This is a genomic window from Trinickia mobilis (genome assembly GCF_017315705.1).
Lineage (GTDB): Bacteria > Pseudomonadota > Gammaproteobacteria > Burkholderiales > Burkholderiaceae > Trinickia_A > Trinickia_A mobilis.
This window is the reverse complement of record NZ_JAFLRF010000009.1, coordinates 240808-257692: the sequence shown is the minus strand read 5'-3', so window position 1 is coordinate 257692 and position 16885 is coordinate 240808. Positions and strand designations below refer to the sequence as shown.

The 16885-nt window shown below is 65.3% G+C and carries 13 protein-coding genes; 12 read left to right on the top strand and 1 reads right to left on the bottom strand.

What is annotated here, in order from left to right; genetic code table 11:
- The 10 genes from murD to lpxC all read left to right on the top strand — a co-directional run bounded on the left by murD (position 1) and on the right by lpxC (position 11758).
- Positions 1–1596: a UDP-N-acetylmuramoyl-L-alanine--D-glutamate ligase gene (gene murD, locus J3489_RS15445; RefSeq protein WP_206999394.1), complete on the top strand. Its 1596-nt coding sequence runs from the start codon at positions 1–3 to the stop codon at positions 1594–1596.
- Positions 1593–2933: a putative lipid II flippase FtsW gene (gene ftsW / locus J3489_RS15440; RefSeq protein ID WP_206999392.1), complete on the top strand. Its 1341-nt coding sequence runs from the start codon at positions 1593–1595 to the stop codon at positions 2931–2933. Before murD ends, ftsW begins: the two co-directional genes overlap by 4 nt.
- The gene (murG, locus tag J3489_RS15435; protein WP_206999390.1) at positions 2930–4036 is read left to right on the top strand and encodes an undecaprenyldiphospho-muramoylpentapeptide beta-N-acetylglucosaminyltransferase; all 1107 of its coding nucleotides are present in this window, start codon (positions 2930–2932) and stop codon (positions 4034–4036) included. Before ftsW ends, murG begins: the two co-directional genes overlap by 4 nt.
- Positions 4033–5412 carry a UDP-N-acetylmuramate--L-alanine ligase gene (gene murC / locus J3489_RS15430; RefSeq protein ID WP_206999388.1) on the top strand — a complete coding sequence of 460 codons (1380 nt, stop codon included), beginning with the start codon at positions 4033–4035 and terminating at the stop codon, positions 5410–5412. The genes murG and murC overlap by 4 nt, the downstream gene beginning before the upstream one ends.
- A 91-nt stretch (positions 5413–5503) precedes the next feature.
- On the top strand, positions 5504–6448 hold the full coding sequence (locus tag J3489_RS15425) for a D-alanine--D-alanine ligase (protein ID WP_206999432.1): 945 nt from the start codon (positions 5504–5506) through the stop codon (positions 6446–6448).
- Positions 6449–6483: 35 nt separating this feature from the next.
- Positions 6484–7239 carry a cell division protein FtsQ/DivIB gene (locus J3489_RS15420; protein ID WP_206999387.1) on the top strand — a complete coding sequence of 252 codons (756 nt, stop codon included), beginning with the start codon at positions 6484–6486 and terminating at the stop codon, positions 7237–7239.
- A 28-nt stretch (positions 7240–7267) separates the two neighbouring features.
- Positions 7268–8500, top strand: coding sequence for a cell division protein FtsA (gene ftsA / locus J3489_RS15415; protein WP_206999386.1), 1233 nt, complete (start codon positions 7268–7270; stop codon positions 8498–8500).
- Between the two features lie 111 nt (positions 8501–8611).
- Complete coding sequence (gene ftsZ / locus J3489_RS15410; RefSeq protein ID WP_206999385.1) at positions 8612–9805, top strand: cell division protein FtsZ; 1194 nt, start codon at positions 8612–8614, stop codon at positions 9803–9805.
- 289 nt (positions 9806–10094) lie between these two features.
- Positions 10095–10604 carry a peroxiredoxin gene (locus J3489_RS15405; RefSeq protein ID WP_206999384.1) on the top strand — a complete coding sequence of 170 codons (510 nt, stop codon included), beginning with the start codon at positions 10095–10097 and terminating at the stop codon, positions 10602–10604.
- A 236-nt stretch (positions 10605–10840) separates the two neighbouring features.
- Complete coding sequence (gene lpxC / locus J3489_RS15400; protein WP_206999383.1) at positions 10841–11758, top strand: UDP-3-O-acyl-N-acetylglucosamine deacetylase; 918 nt, start codon at positions 10841–10843, stop codon at positions 11756–11758.
- An 80-nt stretch (positions 11759–11838) separates the two neighbouring features.
- Here the strand turns inward: lpxC and J3489_RS15395 are convergent, their stop codons facing one another.
- Positions 11839–12324 carry a DciA family protein gene (locus tag J3489_RS15395; protein WP_206999382.1) on the bottom strand — a complete coding sequence of 162 codons (486 nt, stop codon included), beginning with the start codon at positions 12322–12324 and terminating at the stop codon, positions 11839–11841.
- A 273-nt stretch (positions 12325–12597) separates the two neighbouring features.
- Between J3489_RS15395 and secA the strand changes: the two genes are divergently transcribed.
- Positions 12598–15414: a preprotein translocase subunit SecA gene (gene secA, locus J3489_RS15390; protein WP_206999381.1), complete on the top strand. Its 2817-nt coding sequence runs from the start codon at positions 12598–12600 to the stop codon at positions 15412–15414.
- 209 nt (positions 15415–15623) lie between these two features.
- Complete coding sequence (gene argJ / locus J3489_RS15385) at positions 15624–16865, top strand: bifunctional glutamate N-acetyltransferase/amino-acid acetyltransferase ArgJ (RefSeq protein ID WP_206999379.1); 1242 nt, start codon at positions 15624–15626, stop codon at positions 16863–16865.
- Positions 16866–16885 lie beyond the last annotated feature (20 nt).

The following is a 16885-nucleotide window of genomic DNA, read 5'->3' as shown; positions in this document are numbered from 1 at the left end:
ATGTTTGGCGAGATGTTTGTCGATCGGCAAAGTCCGATGGTGCTCGTGCTGGGGCTCGGTGAATCCGGCCTCGCGATGGCGCGCTGGTGCGCGCGGCACGGGTGCCGGCTGCGCATTGCCGATACGCGCGAGGCGCCGCCGAACCTGTCCGAGCTCGAGGCGCACCGGATCGATGCTCAGTTCATCGGTGGCGCGTTTTCGCCTGCGCTGCTCGACGGCGGTATCGAACTAGTGGCGATCAGCCCGGGGCTTTCGCCGCTGGCTGTTGACTTGCTGCCGCTCATCGCGAGCGCGCGCGAGCGTGGCATTCCGGTGTGGGGCGAGCTCGAATTTTTTGCGCAGGCGCTCAAGAAGCTCGGCGAAAGCGGCTACGCGCCGAAAGTGATCGCGATCACCGGCACGAACGGCAAGACCACCACGACGAGCCTCACCGGCCTCCTGTGCGAACGCGCGGGCAAGAAGGTGGCGGTGGCCGGCAACATCAGCCCGGCCGCGCTCGACAAGCTTACCGAAGCGATCGACAACACGGCGCTGCCCGACGTGTGGGTGCTCGAGCTGTCGAGCTTCCAGCTCGAAACCGCGCATACGTTCGCGCCGGATGCGGCGGTCGTGCTGAACATCACGCAGGATCACCTCGACTGGCACGGCGGGCTCGATGCTTACGCCGCCGCGAAGGGCCGCATCTTCGGTCCGCAGACGGTGCGCGTGCTGAATCGCGACGACGCGCGCGTGATGGCGCTTGCGCCTGCCGCCGCCCCGAAGGAAGTCCCCCGCCCCGAAGGAAGTCCCCTTGGGAGATTGGGGGACGCAGCGAAGCACGCCTCCTCGGGCGATAGCGCCGCGCAGGTGGTCACGTTCGGCCTGAACGAGCCGGTGCACGAAGGCGACTACGGGCTGCTGCGCGAAAACGGCATGAACTGGCTCGTCGAGGCGCACGATCGCGATCCCGCCGACGAGGCGACGCCGACCCGCCGCCGCAAGCATGAGCCCTCCGCGCCGCGCGACCTCGCGTTGAAGCGCCTAATGCCGGCCGACGCGCTGCGCATCCGCGGCCTGCACAACGCCGCGAACGCGCTCGCCGCGTTCGCGCTGGCGCGCGCGATCGGCCTGCCCGCCGCGCCGCTGCTGCACGGCTTGCGCGAATACCGCGGCGAGCCGCATCGCGTGGAGCTGATCGCGTCGATCGACGGCATCGATTATGTCGACGACAGCAAGGGCACGAACGTCGGCGCGACGGTCGCCGCGCTCGACGGCCTCGCGCAGCGCGTGATCCTGATCGCGGGCGGCGACGGCAAAGGCCAGGATTTCGCGCCGCTCGAAGCGCCGGTCGCGCGCTGGTGCCGCGCGGTGATGCTGATCGGCCGCGACGCCCCGCAGATTCGCGACTCGCTCGCCGGCGCCGGCGTGGCGCTCGGCGAGCACGCGACGCTCGAATCCGCGACGCGCGCAGCGGCCGCGCTCGCTCAGCCAGGCGACGCCGTACTGCTGTCGCCGGCCTGCGCGAGCTTCGACATGTTCAAAGGCTACGCACATCGCGCCGCGGTGTTCCGCAGCGCCGTGGAAGACATTGCCGCGGAACGGGGGACGATCCTATGAGCTGGTCCGAACGCTTCGGCTCGCGCTTGTCGGAAAAACGCCGGGCCGCCCGAAGTTTCGCCGACCCCGTCGGGAGGGCTGGCGCGCAGCGGCAGGTCTGGGGGCTCTCGAGACAACGCGGCTCGGTCGGCAAGGCCGAAGACAGCGCATCGGGAAGCGGTCTTGCGAGCGCGGTGAGCGGCATGCGCCCGATGCGCTCGCGCATGCTCGACTACGACCACTCGCTGCTGTGGGTCGCGATCGCACTGCTCGGGCTCGGCGTCGTGATGGTGTACTCGGCGTCGATCGCGATGCCGGATTCGCCGAAATACGCGGCGTACCACGACTACGCGTTCCTCGTGCGCCACATCGCGTCGCTCGGGGTCGCGACCGTCGCGGCCGTGATCGCGTTCAAGGTGCCGATCTCCGTCTGGGACAAGTACGCGCCGAAGCTCTTCCTGATCGCGCTGCTCGGGCTCGTGATCGTGCTGATCCCGCACATCGGCAAGGGCGTGAACGGCGCGCGCCGCTGGATTCCGCTCGGAATCACGAACATGCAGCCGTCGGAAATCATGAAGCTCGCCGTGACGATCTACGCGGCGAACTACACGGTGCGCAAGCAGGAGTACATGCACAGCTTCGCGAAAGGCTTCTTGCCGATGGCGTTCGCGGTCGGCGTGGTCGGCGCGCTCCTGCTGCTCGAGCCGGACATGGGCGCGTTCATGGTGATCGCGGCGATCGCGATGGGCGTGCTGTTCCTCGGCGGCGTGAACGGCAAGCTGTTCGGCGGTCTGGTGGCGACGGCGGTCGGCACGTTCACGATTCTCGTCTGGGCGTCGCCGTGGCGGCGCGAGCGGATCTTCGCTTACCTCGATCCGTGGGATGACCGCTACGCGCAAGGCAAGGCTTATCAATTGACGCACTCGCTGATCGCGTTCGGCCGCGGCGAGTGGTTCGGCGTGGGCCTGGGCGGCAGCGTCGAGAAGCTCAACTATCTGCCGGAAGCGCACACCGACTTCATTCTCGCCGTGATCGGCGAGGAACTCGGTTTCGTAGGCGTGCTGGTCGTGATCCTGCTGTTCTACTGGATCGTGCGCCGCTCGTTCGAAATCGGCCGCCAGGCGCTCGCGCTCGACCGCACGTTCGCCGGTCTCATGGCGAAGGGCATCGGCCTGTGGTTCGGCGCGCAGACCTTCATCAACATGGGCGTGAACCTCGGCCTTCTGCCGACGAAGGGCCTGACGCTGCCGCTCGTGAGCTACGGCGGTTCGGGCATCTTGCTGAACTGCGTCGCGCTGGCGGTGCTGATGCGCGTGGATTACGAAAACCGGGTGCTGATGCGCGGGGGGAAGGTATGAGCACCACCCCGCAGCGCACGCTGATGGTGATGGCCGGCGGCACCGGAGGACACGTGTTCCCCGGGCTCGCGGTCGCGCACCGGATGCGCGCGTGGGGCTGGCGCGTCGTGTGGCTCGGCAGTCCCGCGGGCATGGAAGCGTCGCTCGTGCCGAAGCATGGCATTCCGATGGAATTCGTCCGCTTTGGCGGACTGCGCGGCAAGGGCGTGCGCACGAAGCTCGCATTGCCGCTGAATCTGCTGCGCGCGTGCCTCGAAAGCCGCCGCGCGCTGCAGCGCGTGAAGCCCGACGTCGTGCTGGGCATGGGCGGCTACATCACGTTCCCGGCGGGCGTGATGGCCGCGCTGTCCGGCCGTCCGCTCGTGCTGCACGAACAGAATTCGATTGCGGGTCTCGCGAACAAAGTGCTCGCGAAGCTCGCGCGGCGCGTGCTCGTCGCGTTTCCGAACGCGCTGCCGCACGCCGAATGGACCGGCAATCCGATTCGCGAGGAACTTGCTCGCGCTTTGGCGCCCAAAGAGCGCTACGCAGCCCGCAGCGGTCCGCTCAATGTGCTGGTCGTCGGCGGCAGTCTCGGGGCGGCGGCGTTGAACGAAGTCGTGCCGCGCGCGGTCGCGCTGCTCGCGTCGAACGAGCGTCCGCGCATCGTGCATCAGGCGGGCGCGAAGCATATCGACGCGCTGCGCGCGAATTACGAAGCCGCTGGCTTGCAGCCGGGCGACGACTTGCAGCTCGTGCCGTTCATCGACGACATGGCGAAGGCTTATGAGACCGCCGACCTCGTGATTTGCCGCTCGGGCGCGATGACGGTCGCGGAGATCGCGGCGGTGGGCGTGGCGGCGCTCTTCGTGCCGTTCCCCTACGCGGTCGACGATCACCAGACGACGAACGCTCAATTCCTGTCGGAGCAGGGTGGGGCGGTGCTAGTGCAGCAGCGCGATCTGTCGGCGGAAAAGCTCGCCGACTGGCTGCGCAGCCAGTCGCGCGAAACGCTCGCGGAAATGGCGGAGCGCTCGCGCGCGCTGGCGAAACCGGATGCCACCGATCGTGTCGCGCAGGTCTGCGCGGCTGTGGCGCTTGCGCGCCAGGAAGGAACGAAATGAAACACATCGTCAAACACATCCATTTTGTCGGGATCGGCGGCGCGGGCATGAGCGGCATCGCCGAGGTGCTCGTCAATCTCGGGTACCACGTGAGCGGGTCCGATCTGACGAACAACGGCGTGACCGACCGCCTCGCCACGCTGGGCGCGCGCATCGCGATCGGCCACGACGCCGCGAATATCGAGGGCGCGGACGCGGTCGTCGTGTCTACGGCCGTGCGCAGCGACAACCCAGAAGTGCTCGCCGCGCGCCACCGCCGGATTCCGATCGTGCCGCGCGCCGTGATGCTCGCCGAGCTGATGCGCCTGAAGCAGGGCATCGCGATTGCCGGCACGCACGGCAAGACCACGACGACATCGCTCGTCGCGAGCGTGCTCGCCGCGGGCGGGCTCGACCCGACCTTCGTGATCGGCGGGCGCCTGATCAGCGCGGGCGCGAACGCGCGGCTCGGCACGGGCGACTTCATCGTCGCCGAAGCGGACGAATCGGACGCGTCGTTCCTGAATCTCTTCCCGGTGATCGAAGTCATCACGAACATCGACGCCGATCACATGGACACCTACGGCCACGACTTCGCACGGCTCAAGCAGGCGTTCATCGAGTTCACGCACCGGCTGCCGTTCTACGGCATCGCCGTGCTGTGCGTCGACGATCCGAGCGTGCGCGAGATCCTGCCGTTCGTGTCGAAGCCGATCATCCGCTACGGCTTTGCGTCCGATGCGCAAGTGCGCGCGGTCAACGTGTTCGCGCGCGACGGCCGGATGCATTTCACGGCGATGCGCGAAGACGCGGCGCCGCTCGACATCGTCCTGAACATGCCGGGCACGCACAACGTGCAGAACGCGCTCGCGGCCATTGCAATCGCGACTGAACTTGAAGTCTCAGATGCCGATATCCAGCGAGCGCTTGCTGAATTCAACGGGGTCGGCAGACGTTTTCAGCGCTACGGCGAAGTTGCCGTCGCGGGCGGCGGCAACTACACGCTGATCGACGACTACGGCCATCACCCGGTCGAAATGGCGGCAACGATCGCCGCCGCGCGTGGCGCGTTCCCCGACAAGCGCCTGGTGCTGGCGTTCCAGCCGCACCGCTTCACGCGCACGCGCGACTGCTTCGAGGATTTCGTCAAGGTGCTCTCGACGGTCGACGCGCTCGTGCTGACGGAAGTCTACGCAGCGGGCGAGGCGCCGATCGTCGCCGCCGACGGCCGTGCGCTCGCGCGCGCGATTCGCGTGGCGGGCAAGGTCGAGCCGGTGTTCGTCGAAACGGTGGACGAAGTGCCGGAGGCGCTGTCGACGGTGGTGCGCGACGGCGATGTGGTGATCACGATGGGTGCGGGCTCGATCGGCGGTGTGCCGGGCCGGCTCGCGCAATAGACATAGGTGTGACATGACGCAATCCCAACGCTCAATGCATTCGCTGCCCCCCGAGGGGGCTGTCAGTACGCTTGGGACGGCCGCGCGCGTACTGACGAGCCGTATCGATCCGAAACTCTTTGGCAAGGTGGCAGTGCTGCTCGGCGGGGTCTCCGCCGAGCGCGAGGTGTCGCTCAATTCCGGACGGCTCGTGCTGCAGGGCCTGCGCGACGCGGGCATCGACGCGCATCCGTTCGATCCGGCCGAGCGGCCGCTGTCGGCGTTGAAGGACGAAGGCTTCGTGCGCGCGTTCAACGCGCTGCACGGCGGCTATGGCGAGAACGGCCAGATCCAGGGCGCGCTCGATTTCTACGGCATCAAGTACACGGGCAGCGGCGTGCTCGGCTCGGCGCTCGGTCTCGACAAGTTCCGCACGAAGCTTGTGTGGCAGCAGACGGGCGTGCCGACGCCGCCGTTCGAAACGGTGCTGCGCGGCGACGACTTCGCGGCGCGCGCGGGCGCGATCGTCGCGAAGCTCGGCTTGCCGCTCTTCGTGAAGCCGGCATGCGAAGGCTCGAGCGTCGCGGTGGTCAAGGTGAAGAGCGCCGACGCGCTGCCGGCCGCGCTCGAGGAAGCCGCGAAGTTCGACAAGATCATCGTCGTCGAGAAGAGCATCGAGGGCGGCGGCGAGTACACGGCATGCATCGCGGGCCATCTGGATCTGCCGCTGATCCGCATCGTGCCGGCGGGCGAGTTCTACGACTACCACGCGAAGTACATCGCCAACGACACGCAATACCTGATTCCGTGCGGCGTGTCGCCGGACCAGGAAGCGCGCCTGAAGACGCTGTCGCGCCGCGCGTTCGACGTGCTCGGCTGCACCGACTGGGGCCGCGCCGATTTCATGCTCGACGCCGCCGGCAACCCCTACTTCCTTGAAGTCAACACGGCACCGGGCATGACGGACCACTCGCTGCCGCCGAAGGCGGCGCGCGCGGTCGGCATCAGCTATCAGGAACTGGTCGTCGCCGTTTTGGCGCTGACCTTGAACGACTAACGCAAGAACCGACGCGACCAGGATCGACGCAGCCCATGTGGAATAACGTTCGCCAGCTCAACTTCGCCGCCAACGCGCTGTACGCGTTGCTGGCGCTCGTGCTGCTGGCGGCGGGCGGTTACTGGCTGATCCAGCGCCCGAACTTTGCGCTGCGCGAGATCCAGATCGACGGCGATACCGAGCACATCAATTCGCCGACGGTGCGTGCGAGCGTCGTCGGCCGCCTGAAGGGCAATTTCTTCACCGTCGATCTCGACGCCGCCCGGCAGCAGTTCGAGCAGATGCCGTGGGTGCGCCGCGCGAGCGTGCGCCGGGTCTGGCCGAATGCACTGGCTGTCACGCTCGAGGAGTACAAACCGCTTGGCACATGGGGCGTCGATCAACTGGTGAGCGTCGACGGCGAGCTCTTCACGGCGAACCAGGGCGAGCTCGACGAGGAGCTGCCCGCGTTCGACGGCCCGGACGGCACGGCGAAAGAGGTCGTCGCGCGTTATCAGGACTTCAAGAAGTGGTACGCGCCGCTTGGCGCGACGCCGGAAGAGGTGACGCTGTCGCCGCGTTACGCGTGGACGGTGAAGCTGTCGAACGGCACGGAAATCGAATATGGCCGGGAGCGCAACCAGCAGACGCTCGCTGACCGAACCCAGCGCCTCCTCGAAGCCTGGGCGGCTGTGACGCAGCGCTGGGGGAAGGATATCGAATACGCCGACCTGCGTTATCCGAACGGGTTTGCAATTCGCGCGGCGGGCATGCGTTTCATCAGCGATACCGACAAGGCCAAGAAGCAATGACATCACACGCACACGCAATGAGCACGCTATGAGCAAAGACTATAAAGACCTGCTGGTTGCCCTCGACATCGGGACGGCGAAGGTGGTGGCCATCGTCGCCGAGTTGAAGGGCGAGGGCCATTACGAGGTGATCGGCCTCGGCCAGAGCGAGTCGAAGGGTCTCAAGAAAGGCGTGGTGGTCAACATCGAAGCCACCGTGCAATCGATCCAGCGCGCGCTCGAAGAGGCCGAGCTGATGGCCGACTGCAAGATCACGAACGTGTTCACGGGCATCGCCGGGAGCCACATCCGCAGCTTCAATTCGAGCGGGATGGTCGCGATCAAGGATAAGGAAGTGACGCAGACGGATGTCGCGCGCGTGATCGAAACCGCGAAGGCGATCAACATCCCGACCGATCAGCAAGTGCTGCACATCCTCACGCAGGAATTCATCATCGACGGCCAGGAAGACGTGCGCGAGCCGATCGGCATGAGCGGCATACGGCTTGAGGTGAAGGTGCATATCGTGACGGGTGCCGTTTCTGCGGCGCAGAACATCGTCAAGTGCGTGCGCCGCTGCGGGCTCGAAGTGAACGACCTCATTCTGCAGCCGCTCGCGTCGTCGCTTGCGGTGCTGACCGAGGACGAAAAGGAGCTGGGCGTCGTGCTCGTCGACATCGGCGGCGGTACGACCGATATCGCGATCTTCAGCGAAGGCGCGATCCGCCACACCGCGGTGATTCCGATCGCGGGCGACCAGATCACTAGCGACATCGCGATGGCGCTGCGCACGCCGACGCCGGACGCCGAGGACATCAAGGTGAGCTACGGCATCGCCAAGCAGGCGCTCGCCGATCCGGACGAGATGATCGAAGTGCCCGGCTTGGGCGAACGCGGTCCGCGCACGCTGTCGCGCCAGGCGCTCGCGGCGGTGGTCGAGCCGCGCGTCGAAGAGCTGTTCTCGCTCGTGCATCAGGTGGTGCGCGAGTCGGGCTACGAGGAGCTGCTGAGCTCGGGCGTCGTGCTGACGGGCGGCGCGTCGATGATGCCGGGCATGGTCGAGCTCGGCGAGGACATTTTCTTGAAGCCGGTGCGTATCGGCGTGCCGGAGTACGCGGGCGGTCTCGCGGACGTGGTGCGCAATCCGCGCTATTCGACGGCGATGGGTCTGCTCGTCGAAGGGCGCTCGCAACGGATGCGCGGCCGCAAGGTCGCGGTGCAGTCGGGTTCGATGGGCCAGGTCTTCGTGCGCATGAAGGACTGGTTCCTGGGCAATTTCTAAACGGTTTTCGAAATTCGCGCCGGTGCCGGCGGCTGGCGCGCGACAAGGGGTTGCCCGATCTCTTGTCGAATAACGGCCGAGCAGCAGGTCTTTTTTCTTGACGGAGGCAACATGGAATTCCAGATGCTGGAAACGGAAACCAACGGCACCATCATCAAAGTGGTGGGCGTCGGTGGCGCTGGCGGCAATGCCGTGCAGCACATGATCAATCGCGGCGTGCAAGGCGTCGATTTCATCGTGATGAACACGGACGCCCAGGCGCTGTCGCGCTCGCGCGCAACGAACGTGATTCAGCTCGGCAACACCGGTCTCGGCGCAGGCGCCAAGCCGGAAATGGGCCGCGCGGCAGCGGAAGAAGCGCGTGAACGCATCGCCGACGCCCTGAACGGCGCGCACATGGTGTTCATCACCGCAGGCATGGGCGGCGGCACTGGCACGGGTGCGGCTCCGGTCGTCGCGCAGATCGCGAAGGAGATGGGCATTCTGACCGTCGGCGTCGTCAGCAAGCCGTTCGAGTTCGAAGGCGGCAAGCGCATGCGCGTCGCAGAAGCAGGTTCGCAGCAACTGGAGGATCACGTCGACTCGCTGATCGTCGTTCTGAACGACAAGCTGTTCGAGGTGATGGGCGATGACGCCGAGATGGACAAGTGCTTCCAGTGCGCAGACGACGTCCTCAACAACGCCGTCGCAGGCATCGCCGAAATCATCAATGTCGACGGTCTCGTGAACGTCGACTTCGAAGACGTGAAGACGGTGATGGGCGAGCAAGGCAAGGCGATGATGGGCACGGCGACGGTCGCCGGCGTCGATCGCGCGCGCCTCGCGGCCGAACAGGCCGTGGCGAGCCCGCTGCTCGAAGGCGTCGATCTGTCGGGCGCGCGCGGCGTGCTCGTGAACATCACGTCGAGCCGTTCGCTGCGTCTGTCTGAGACGCGCGAAGTGATGAACACGATCAAGAGCTACGCGGCGGACGACGCCACGGTGATCTTCGGTGCCGTGTACGACGATGCGATGGGCGACGCGCTGCGCGTGACGGTGGTCGCAACGGGCCTTGGCCGCGCGGCGAAGAAGCAGCAGTCGGCACCGATGACGCTCCTGCGCACCGGCACCGACAACCAGCCGATCAGCACGATGCAGCACAGCTACGCGTCGACGCATGCGAACACCGCCGATTACGGTGCGCTCGATACGCCGGCCGTGTGGCGCAACTCGCGCGAAACCGCGGCATCGCACGTGCAGGCGCTGCAGGAAAAGGGCGTCGACACGTACGACATCCCGGCGTTCCTGCGCAAGCAGGCGGACTGACCGCGCAAGGTTCGGGCGTTCGCTGCGGCGCGCGGTGGTGATCCGGCGTGCCTGCGAACGAAGAGCGAGGTGCGGCGAACGGCAACGGCGAATCAGGCCGCGTCCTCTCGGACAGGCGGCCGGGACAGGTGCCCGCAGCGTAAAAGCATGGCGGGCGGCCGGTGTGCCGCCGCTACTTTGACGACGCACCGAGCGCAATGCGGGAAAACGCGCAATAATGCGCGCTTACGAGCGGCAAGTGCGGCAACGAGCAGGTCGATGAGCACAGCATCGATGTGAAGGATCGAGCATGATTCAAGTGGGCGACAAGCTGCCTGGCGCGACGCTCTTCGAGTTTGTCGAAGACGAGCGTGCGGGCTGTACCCTCGGGCCGAACGGCTTCGAGGTGCAGGCACTGACGGCGGGCAAGCGCGTGGTGATCTTCGGGTTGCCGGGCGCGTTCACGCCGACGTGTTCGGCCAAGCACGTGCCGGGTTATGTCGAGCATGCCGAGCGCTTTTTCGCGGCCGGCATCGACGAAATCTGGTGCGTGTCCGTCAACGATGCATTCGTGATGGGCGCTTGGGGACGCGATCAGCACACCGCGGGCAAGGTGCGCATGATGGCGGACGGAAGCGCAGCTTTCACTCGGGCGCTCGGTCTGGAGCAGGATTTGTCGGCGCGCGGCATGGGAATCCGTTCCCAGCGCTACGCGATGGTGGTCGACGACGGCGTGGTCAAGGCGCTCTTCGTCGAAGCACCTGGCAAGTTCGAAGTCAGCGATGCGGCCAGCATGCTTGCCACGCTGAGCCCGTCATGAAGCCGTCTGGCGTTGCTCTTGGGCAACGCTTGGTCTGACCTTTATGACAGGCCGTAATACGGGCCGACACCGGAAATGCCTCCATTCCGGGTGTCGGCCCGCTCCGCATTCTCGCGCGGGTAATTAGAAGAAACAGTTTGAAACGTCCATTCCGCACTGCAGCGGAGCGAATGGAGTATAATCCGATCTATGGCGTTAAAATCCCGATTGGGATTATCAATCGAATAGAAATCACCATGCTGAAGCAACGCACTATCAAATCGATCGTCAAGACGGTCGGCATCGGCCTACACTCCGGCCGCAAGGTCGACTTGACGCTTCGCCCCGCCGCGGAAAACACGGGCATCGTGTTTTCGCGCGTCGATCTGCCTACGCCCGTGGATATCCCGGCGTCGGCCATGTCGATCGGCGATACGCGCCTTGCTTCGGTGTTACAGAAGGACGGCGCGCGGGTCTCGACGGTCGAGCACCTGATGTCGGCTTGCGCGGGTCTCGGCATCGATAACCTCTATGTCGACGTGACGGCCGAGGAAATCCCGATCATGGACGGCAGCGCGGCATCGTTCGTGTTCCTGATCCAGTCGGCAGGCATCGAAGAGCAGAACGCGCTGAAGAAGTTCATCAAAGTCACGAAGCCGATCGAAATCCGCGACGGCGACAAGTTCGCGCGTCTCGATCCGTACTTCGGGTTCAAGCTCAAATTCACGATCGACTTCCGCCATCCTGCCGTCGACAAGACCGGTCAGGCGCTCGAAGTCGACTTCGCGAATACCTCGTATGTCCGCGACATTGCGCGGGCGCGCACGTTCGGCTTCGCTCATGAAGTCGAGATGATGCGCGAGTTGGGCCTCGCGCGCGGCGGCAGCATGGATAACGCGATCGTGCTCGACGAGTACCGTATTTTGAACAACGACGGTCTGCGCTACGACGACGAGTTCGTGAAGCACAAGATGCTGGACGCAATCGGCGATTTGTACGTGGTCGGTCATCCGCTGCTGGCGTCGTACACGGCGTACAAGTCGGGACATGGCCTGAACAACGCGCTGTTGCGCGAGCTGCTCGCGCACGAGGATGCATACGAACTCGTCACGTTCGAAGACGTGAAGCATGCGCCGCGCGGCTTCGGTTACGAAGCACAGACGGCGTTTGCCTGATGGCTCCACGTAGTCGGGCGCGCGAGGTTCGAGCAGCGCCCCTGATGTAGATCAAAAAATGAGCGGTCCTAGCGGGTCGCTCATTTTTTTTCGCCGCGCGGTTTCTGATGGCGCGCGGCCATTTTCGCAAGCGCGGCCTGCAAGGGGGACGGAGCGAGCGTATCGCTCAATTCGCGCAGCGCATCGGCCCCTGCCGGCGTCATGCGCGCTTGCTTGATGGGCGGCGGCTCTTTCGCCGGCAGCGGCCGGACCCGCACCTTCAGCGCATTGACAGCCCAGCCGCGCTGTTGCAGGTCGGCCAGAAGGGACGGCTCGAGATGCCGCAGGCGCGCGGCCAGCGCGTTGTGCGCGGCAAAGAGAGACAGGACGCCGTCCTTGATGAAGCCCGGCTCGACGCTTGTCGCCAGGTAGTCGGGCAGCAATTGCTTGAGATCGCGCTCGAGCGCGGCAATCTGCTCGACGCCCGCGCGCAGGGCGGCGAACGCATCGGTGCGGGTCAGAACCTCGGCGAGCGGTTGCGGCCGCGGCGGGCCAAAAGGCCTTGAAAACGACGAAAAGCGGCTCATTTCACACTCGTGTCACCCAGTCGCGGCGTATGCGTGCGACGATGCGCGCATTGTACCGCGCGCAGGGCGCGCAATCGCTGGCGCCGTGGCGCCCGCAAGGGCGCCGGCGAGGGCCGGCGCGTACCGTGCTGTCTAGCCGCCGACACAGGCGGAAGCAGCCCCGCGTGATAAAATGCCCGATTCGAATTCACTTATGGAATAAGCCGCCGAGGCCCTCCGAACCCGGGCGCACCCGTTGTGCTCCCGCCGAAGCCGCGACGCAAACCCGATCCGATGACCACCGGTTTTCTCCAAAAGATCTTTGGCAGCCGCAATCAGCGCCTCGTCAAGCAGTATCAAAAGACCGTCGCGACGATCAACGCGCTCGAGACGCAGATCGAGCAGCTGACGGACGATCAATTGCGTGCAAAGACGGGTGAGTTCCGCCAGCGCGTCGCAAGCGGCGAATCGCTAGACAAGCTTCTGCCGGAGGCGTTCGCCGTCTGCCGCGAAGCGAGCCGGCGCGTGCTCAAGATGCGCCACTTCGACGTGCAGTTGATCGGCGGCATGGTGCTCCACTACGGGAAGATCGCCGAAATGCGCACGGGCGAAGGCAAGACGCTCGTCGCAACGCTCGCCGCCTACTTGAATGCGCTGTCGGGCCGCGGCGTGCACGTCGTGACGGTCAACGACTACCTCGCCCAGCGCGACGCCGAGTGGATGGGCAAGCTTTACAACTTCCTGGGCCTTTCTGTCGGCATCAACTTGTCGCAGATGGACCATGCGTCGAAGCAGACAGCCTACGCGGCGGACATTACGTACGGCACGAACAACGAGTTCGGCTTCGACTACCTGCGCGACAACATGGTCTACGAGACCGAAGCGCGCGTGCAGCGGCCGCTCAATTTCGCGGTCGTCGACGAAGTGGACTCGATCCTGATCGACGAAGCCCGCACGCCGCTCATCATTTCGGGCCAGGCCGAAGACCACACCGAGCTCTATGTGCGCATGAACGCGCTGCCGCCGCTGCTCGATCTCCAGATCGGCGAAGAGAAGGCCGATGGCACGGGCGTCGAGAAGCCGGGCGACTACACGCTCGACGAAAAGGGCCGTCAGGTGTTCCTGACTGAATCCGGCCACGAAAAGGCGGAGCGCATGCTTTCCGAGTGGGGCCTGATCGGCGAAGGCGAAAGCCTGTACGCACCGCAGAACATCACGCTGATGCACCACGTGTATGCCGCGCTGCGCGCGCACACACTGTTCTTCCGCGACCAGCACTATGTCGTGCAGAACAACGAAGTCACCATCGTCGACGAATTCACGGGCCGTCTGATGGCCGGCCGCCGGTGGTCGGACGGTCTGCACCAGGCGGTCGAGGCGAAGGAGCACGTGAAGATCCAGAGCGAAAACCAGACGCTCGCCTCGATCACGTTCCAGAACTACTTCCGCATGTATTCGAAGCTGTCGGGCATGACCGGCACGGCCGATACCGAAGCGTTCGAATTCAACGAGATCTACGGGCTCGAAACGGTGGTCATCCCGACCAACCGGCCGCCCAAGCGGATCGACAAGCAGGACCAAATCTACAAGACCGCGAAGGAACGCTATGACGCCGTGATTCGCGATATCCGCGAATGCTATGAGCGCGGGCAGCCGGTGCTGGTCGGCACGACGTCGATCGAGAACTCCGAACTGCTGTCGCACCTTCTGACCAAGGCCGGCTTGACGCACGAAGTGCTGAACGCGAAGCAGCACGCGCGCGAAGCGGCGATCGTCGCCGAAGCGGGCCGTCCGCAGCGCGTCACGATCGCGACCAACATGGCCGGCCGCGGTACCGACATCGTGCTCGGCGGCAACGCCGAGAAGCAGGCAGCGTTCATCGAAGCCGACGAGTCGATCCCCGCCGAAGAAAAGGCGAGCCGCATCCAAAAGCTGCACGACGAATGGCAGACGCTGCACGACCAAGTGAAGGCGGCAGGCGGCCTGCACATCATCGGCACCGAGCGTCACGAATCGCGCCGGATCGACAACCAATTGCGCGGCCGTGCCGGCCGTCAGGGCGACCCGGGCTCGTCGCGCTTCTACCTGTCGCTGGAAGATCCGCTCTTGCGCATTTTCGCGGGCGATCGTGTGCGCGCGATCATGGAGCGCCTCAAGATGCCGGAAGGCGAAGCGATCGAAGCGGGCATCGTCACGCGCTCGATCGAATCGGCGCAGCGCAAGGTCGAGGCGCGCAACTTCGATATTCGTAAGCAATTGCTCGAATACGACGACGTGTCGAACGATCAGCGCAAGGTGATCTATCAGCAGCGCAACGAATTGCTCGAAGCGCACGATATCGCGGAAACGATCGGCGCGATGCGTCATGCCGTGGTAGGCGACGTGGTCCACGAGTTCATCCAGGCTGGCAGCATCGAAGAACAGTGGCAGGCGCCGGAGCTGGAAGAAGTGCTGCGCAACGACTGGCAGCTCGATCTTGCGATTCAGGAAATGATCAACGAATCGCAGTCGATCAGCGCGGACGACATTCTCGAATCGGTGGTCGCCGCGGCCGAAGAGAACTACGAAACGAAGGTCGCGCTGGTCGGCCGTGAATCGTTCAGCGCGTTCGAGCGTTCGATCATGCTGCAGACGCTCGACCGCTGCTGGCGCGAGCACCTCGCCGCGCTCGACCACCTGCGCCAGGGCATCCACCTGCGCGGCTATGCGCAGAAGAATCCGAAGCAGGAGTACAAGCGCGAGGCGTTCGAGCTGTTCGAGGCGCTGCTCAATATCGTGAAGACGGAAGTGACGCGGATCGTGATGAACGTGCAGATCCAGTCCCCGGAACAGCTGGAGCAGGCCGCCGAGCAGTATGAAGAACAGGGCAGCCATCTGGAGAACGTCGAGTTCCGTCATGCCGAGTTCGCCGAAGCGGGCGCCGCGGCGGCAGGCGGCGCAGTCGCGGCCGACGCCGCGACCGAGATGATCAGCCAGGCCATGAGCCACGGCGCGCACGCGCCTGCCGGCGCCACGCCGTCCGCCGACGGCATGCCGAAAGTGGGCCGCAACGATCCATGCCCATGCGGCAGCGGCAAGAAGTACAAGCTGTGTCACGGCAAGCTTGCGTAACAGCGAAAACGGCGCGCATAATGCGCGCCGTTTTCGCTTGTGCGCGGCCTTTTGCGCGAGCGATCGATCACGGATCGCGCGCGCAACGAGCGTCCGTGATTCCGTGGCGGTTCGGCTGTTTGACGAGCCGCCAGCCTCGACCAATCGATGCCGGTTCTCTCCGCATTCTCGCCATGAGCCGGCATTTCACCGTCCGATAGGTCCCGACCATGGCTGTCAATTTCCCCTCGATCGCTCCTGAGCAACTGCATCCCGTCGCCGGCGTCACGCTCGGTTGGGCGGAAGCGAATATCCGCAAGCCGAATCGCAAGGACATCCTCGTGATTTCCGTCGATGAAGGCGCGGCGGTGGCAGGCGTATTCACGTCGAACCGCTTCTGCGCGGCGCCGGTGACGGTGTGCCGCGAGCATCTCGAGCGCGTGCGCGCGGGCGGCAAGGGCATTCGCGCGCTCGTCGTGAACACCGGCAACGCGAACGCGGGCACCGGCGAACCGGGCCTCGCGAACGCGCATGAAACTTGCGCGGAGCTCGCGCGGCTCGCCGGTATCGCGCCGGAGCAAGTGCTGCCGTTTTCGACGGGCGTGATTCTCGAACCGCTGCCGATCGACCGCCTCAAGGCGGGCTTGCCCGCCGCGCTCGAAAATCGCAAGGCGGCGCACTGGCACGACGCCGCGCAGGCGATCATGACGACCGACACGCTGCCGAAGGCCGCCTCGCGCCAGGTGACGATCGACGGCCATACGGTCACGCTGACCGGCATCAGCAAGGGCGCCGGCATGATCAAGCCGAACATGGCGACGATGCTGGGCTTCCTCGCGTTCGACGCGGCCGTGTCGCAGCCGGTGCTGGACGCGCTCGTGAAGCACGTCGCCGACCGCTCGTTCAACTGCATCACGATCGACGGCGATACGTCGACGAACGATTCGTTCATCCTGATCGCGTCGGGCAGGTCGAGCCTGCCGGCCGTGACGTCGTCCGATTCCCCCGCGTACGCCGCATTGCGCGACGCCGTGACGGAAGTCGCGCAGACGCTCGCCCAACTGATCGTGCGCGACGGCGAAGGGGCGACGAAATTCATGACGGTGCAGGTCGAAGGCGGCTCGAGCGTACCCGAATGCCGCCAGATCGCGTACGCGATCGGCCACTCGCCGCTCGTGAAGACGGCTTTCTATGCATCCGACCCCAACCTCGGACGCATTCTCGCGGCGATCGGCTACGCGGGCGTCACAGATCTGGACGTCGAGAAAATCGACCTCTATCTCGACGATGTGCTCGTCGCCAAACAAGGCGGCCGCAACCCCGACTACCGCGAAGAAGACGGCCAGCGCGTGATGAAGCAAAGCGAGATCACGATTCGCGTGCTGCTTGGCCGCGGCGATGCGCAGGCGACGATCTGGACCTGCGACCTGTCGCACGATTACGTGAGCATCAACGCCGACTACCGTTCCTGATAGATCGCGGGCGCCGGTCC

Coding starts and splice junctions, on each gene's coding strand:
- murD (WP_206999394.1), top strand. CDS start 1: ATGTTTGGCGAGATGTTTGTCGATCGGCAAAGTCCGATGGTGCTCGTG.
- ftsW (WP_206999392.1), top strand. CDS start 1,593: ATGAGCTGGTCCGAACGCTTCGGCTCGCGCTTGTCGGAAAAACGCCGG.
- murG (WP_206999390.1), top strand. CDS start 2,930: ATGAGCACCACCCCGCAGCGCACGCTGATGGTGATGGCCGGCGGCACC.
- murC (WP_206999388.1), top strand. CDS start 4,033: ATGAAACACATCGTCAAACACATCCATTTTGTCGGGATCGGCGGCGCG.
- J3489_RS15420 (WP_206999387.1), top strand. CDS start 6,484: ATGTGGAATAACGTTCGCCAGCTCAACTTCGCCGCCAACGCGCTGTAC.
- ftsA (WP_206999386.1), top strand. CDS start 7,268: ATGAGCAAAGACTATAAAGACCTGCTGGTTGCCCTCGACATCGGGACG.
- ftsZ (WP_206999385.1), top strand. CDS start 8,612: ATGGAATTCCAGATGCTGGAAACGGAAACCAACGGCACCATCATCAAA.
- J3489_RS15405 (WP_206999384.1), top strand. CDS start 10,095: ATGATTCAAGTGGGCGACAAGCTGCCTGGCGCGACGCTCTTCGAGTTT.
- lpxC (WP_206999383.1), top strand. CDS start 10,841: ATGCTGAAGCAACGCACTATCAAATCGATCGTCAAGACGGTCGGCATC.
- J3489_RS15395 (WP_206999382.1), bottom strand. CDS start 12,324: ATGAGCCGCTTTTCGTCGTTTTCAAGGCCTTTTGGCCCGCCGCGGCCG.
- secA (WP_206999381.1), top strand. CDS start 12,598: ATGACCACCGGTTTTCTCCAAAAGATCTTTGGCAGCCGCAATCAGCGC.
- argJ (WP_206999379.1), top strand. CDS start 15,624: ATGGCTGTCAATTTCCCCTCGATCGCTCCTGAGCAACTGCATCCCGTC.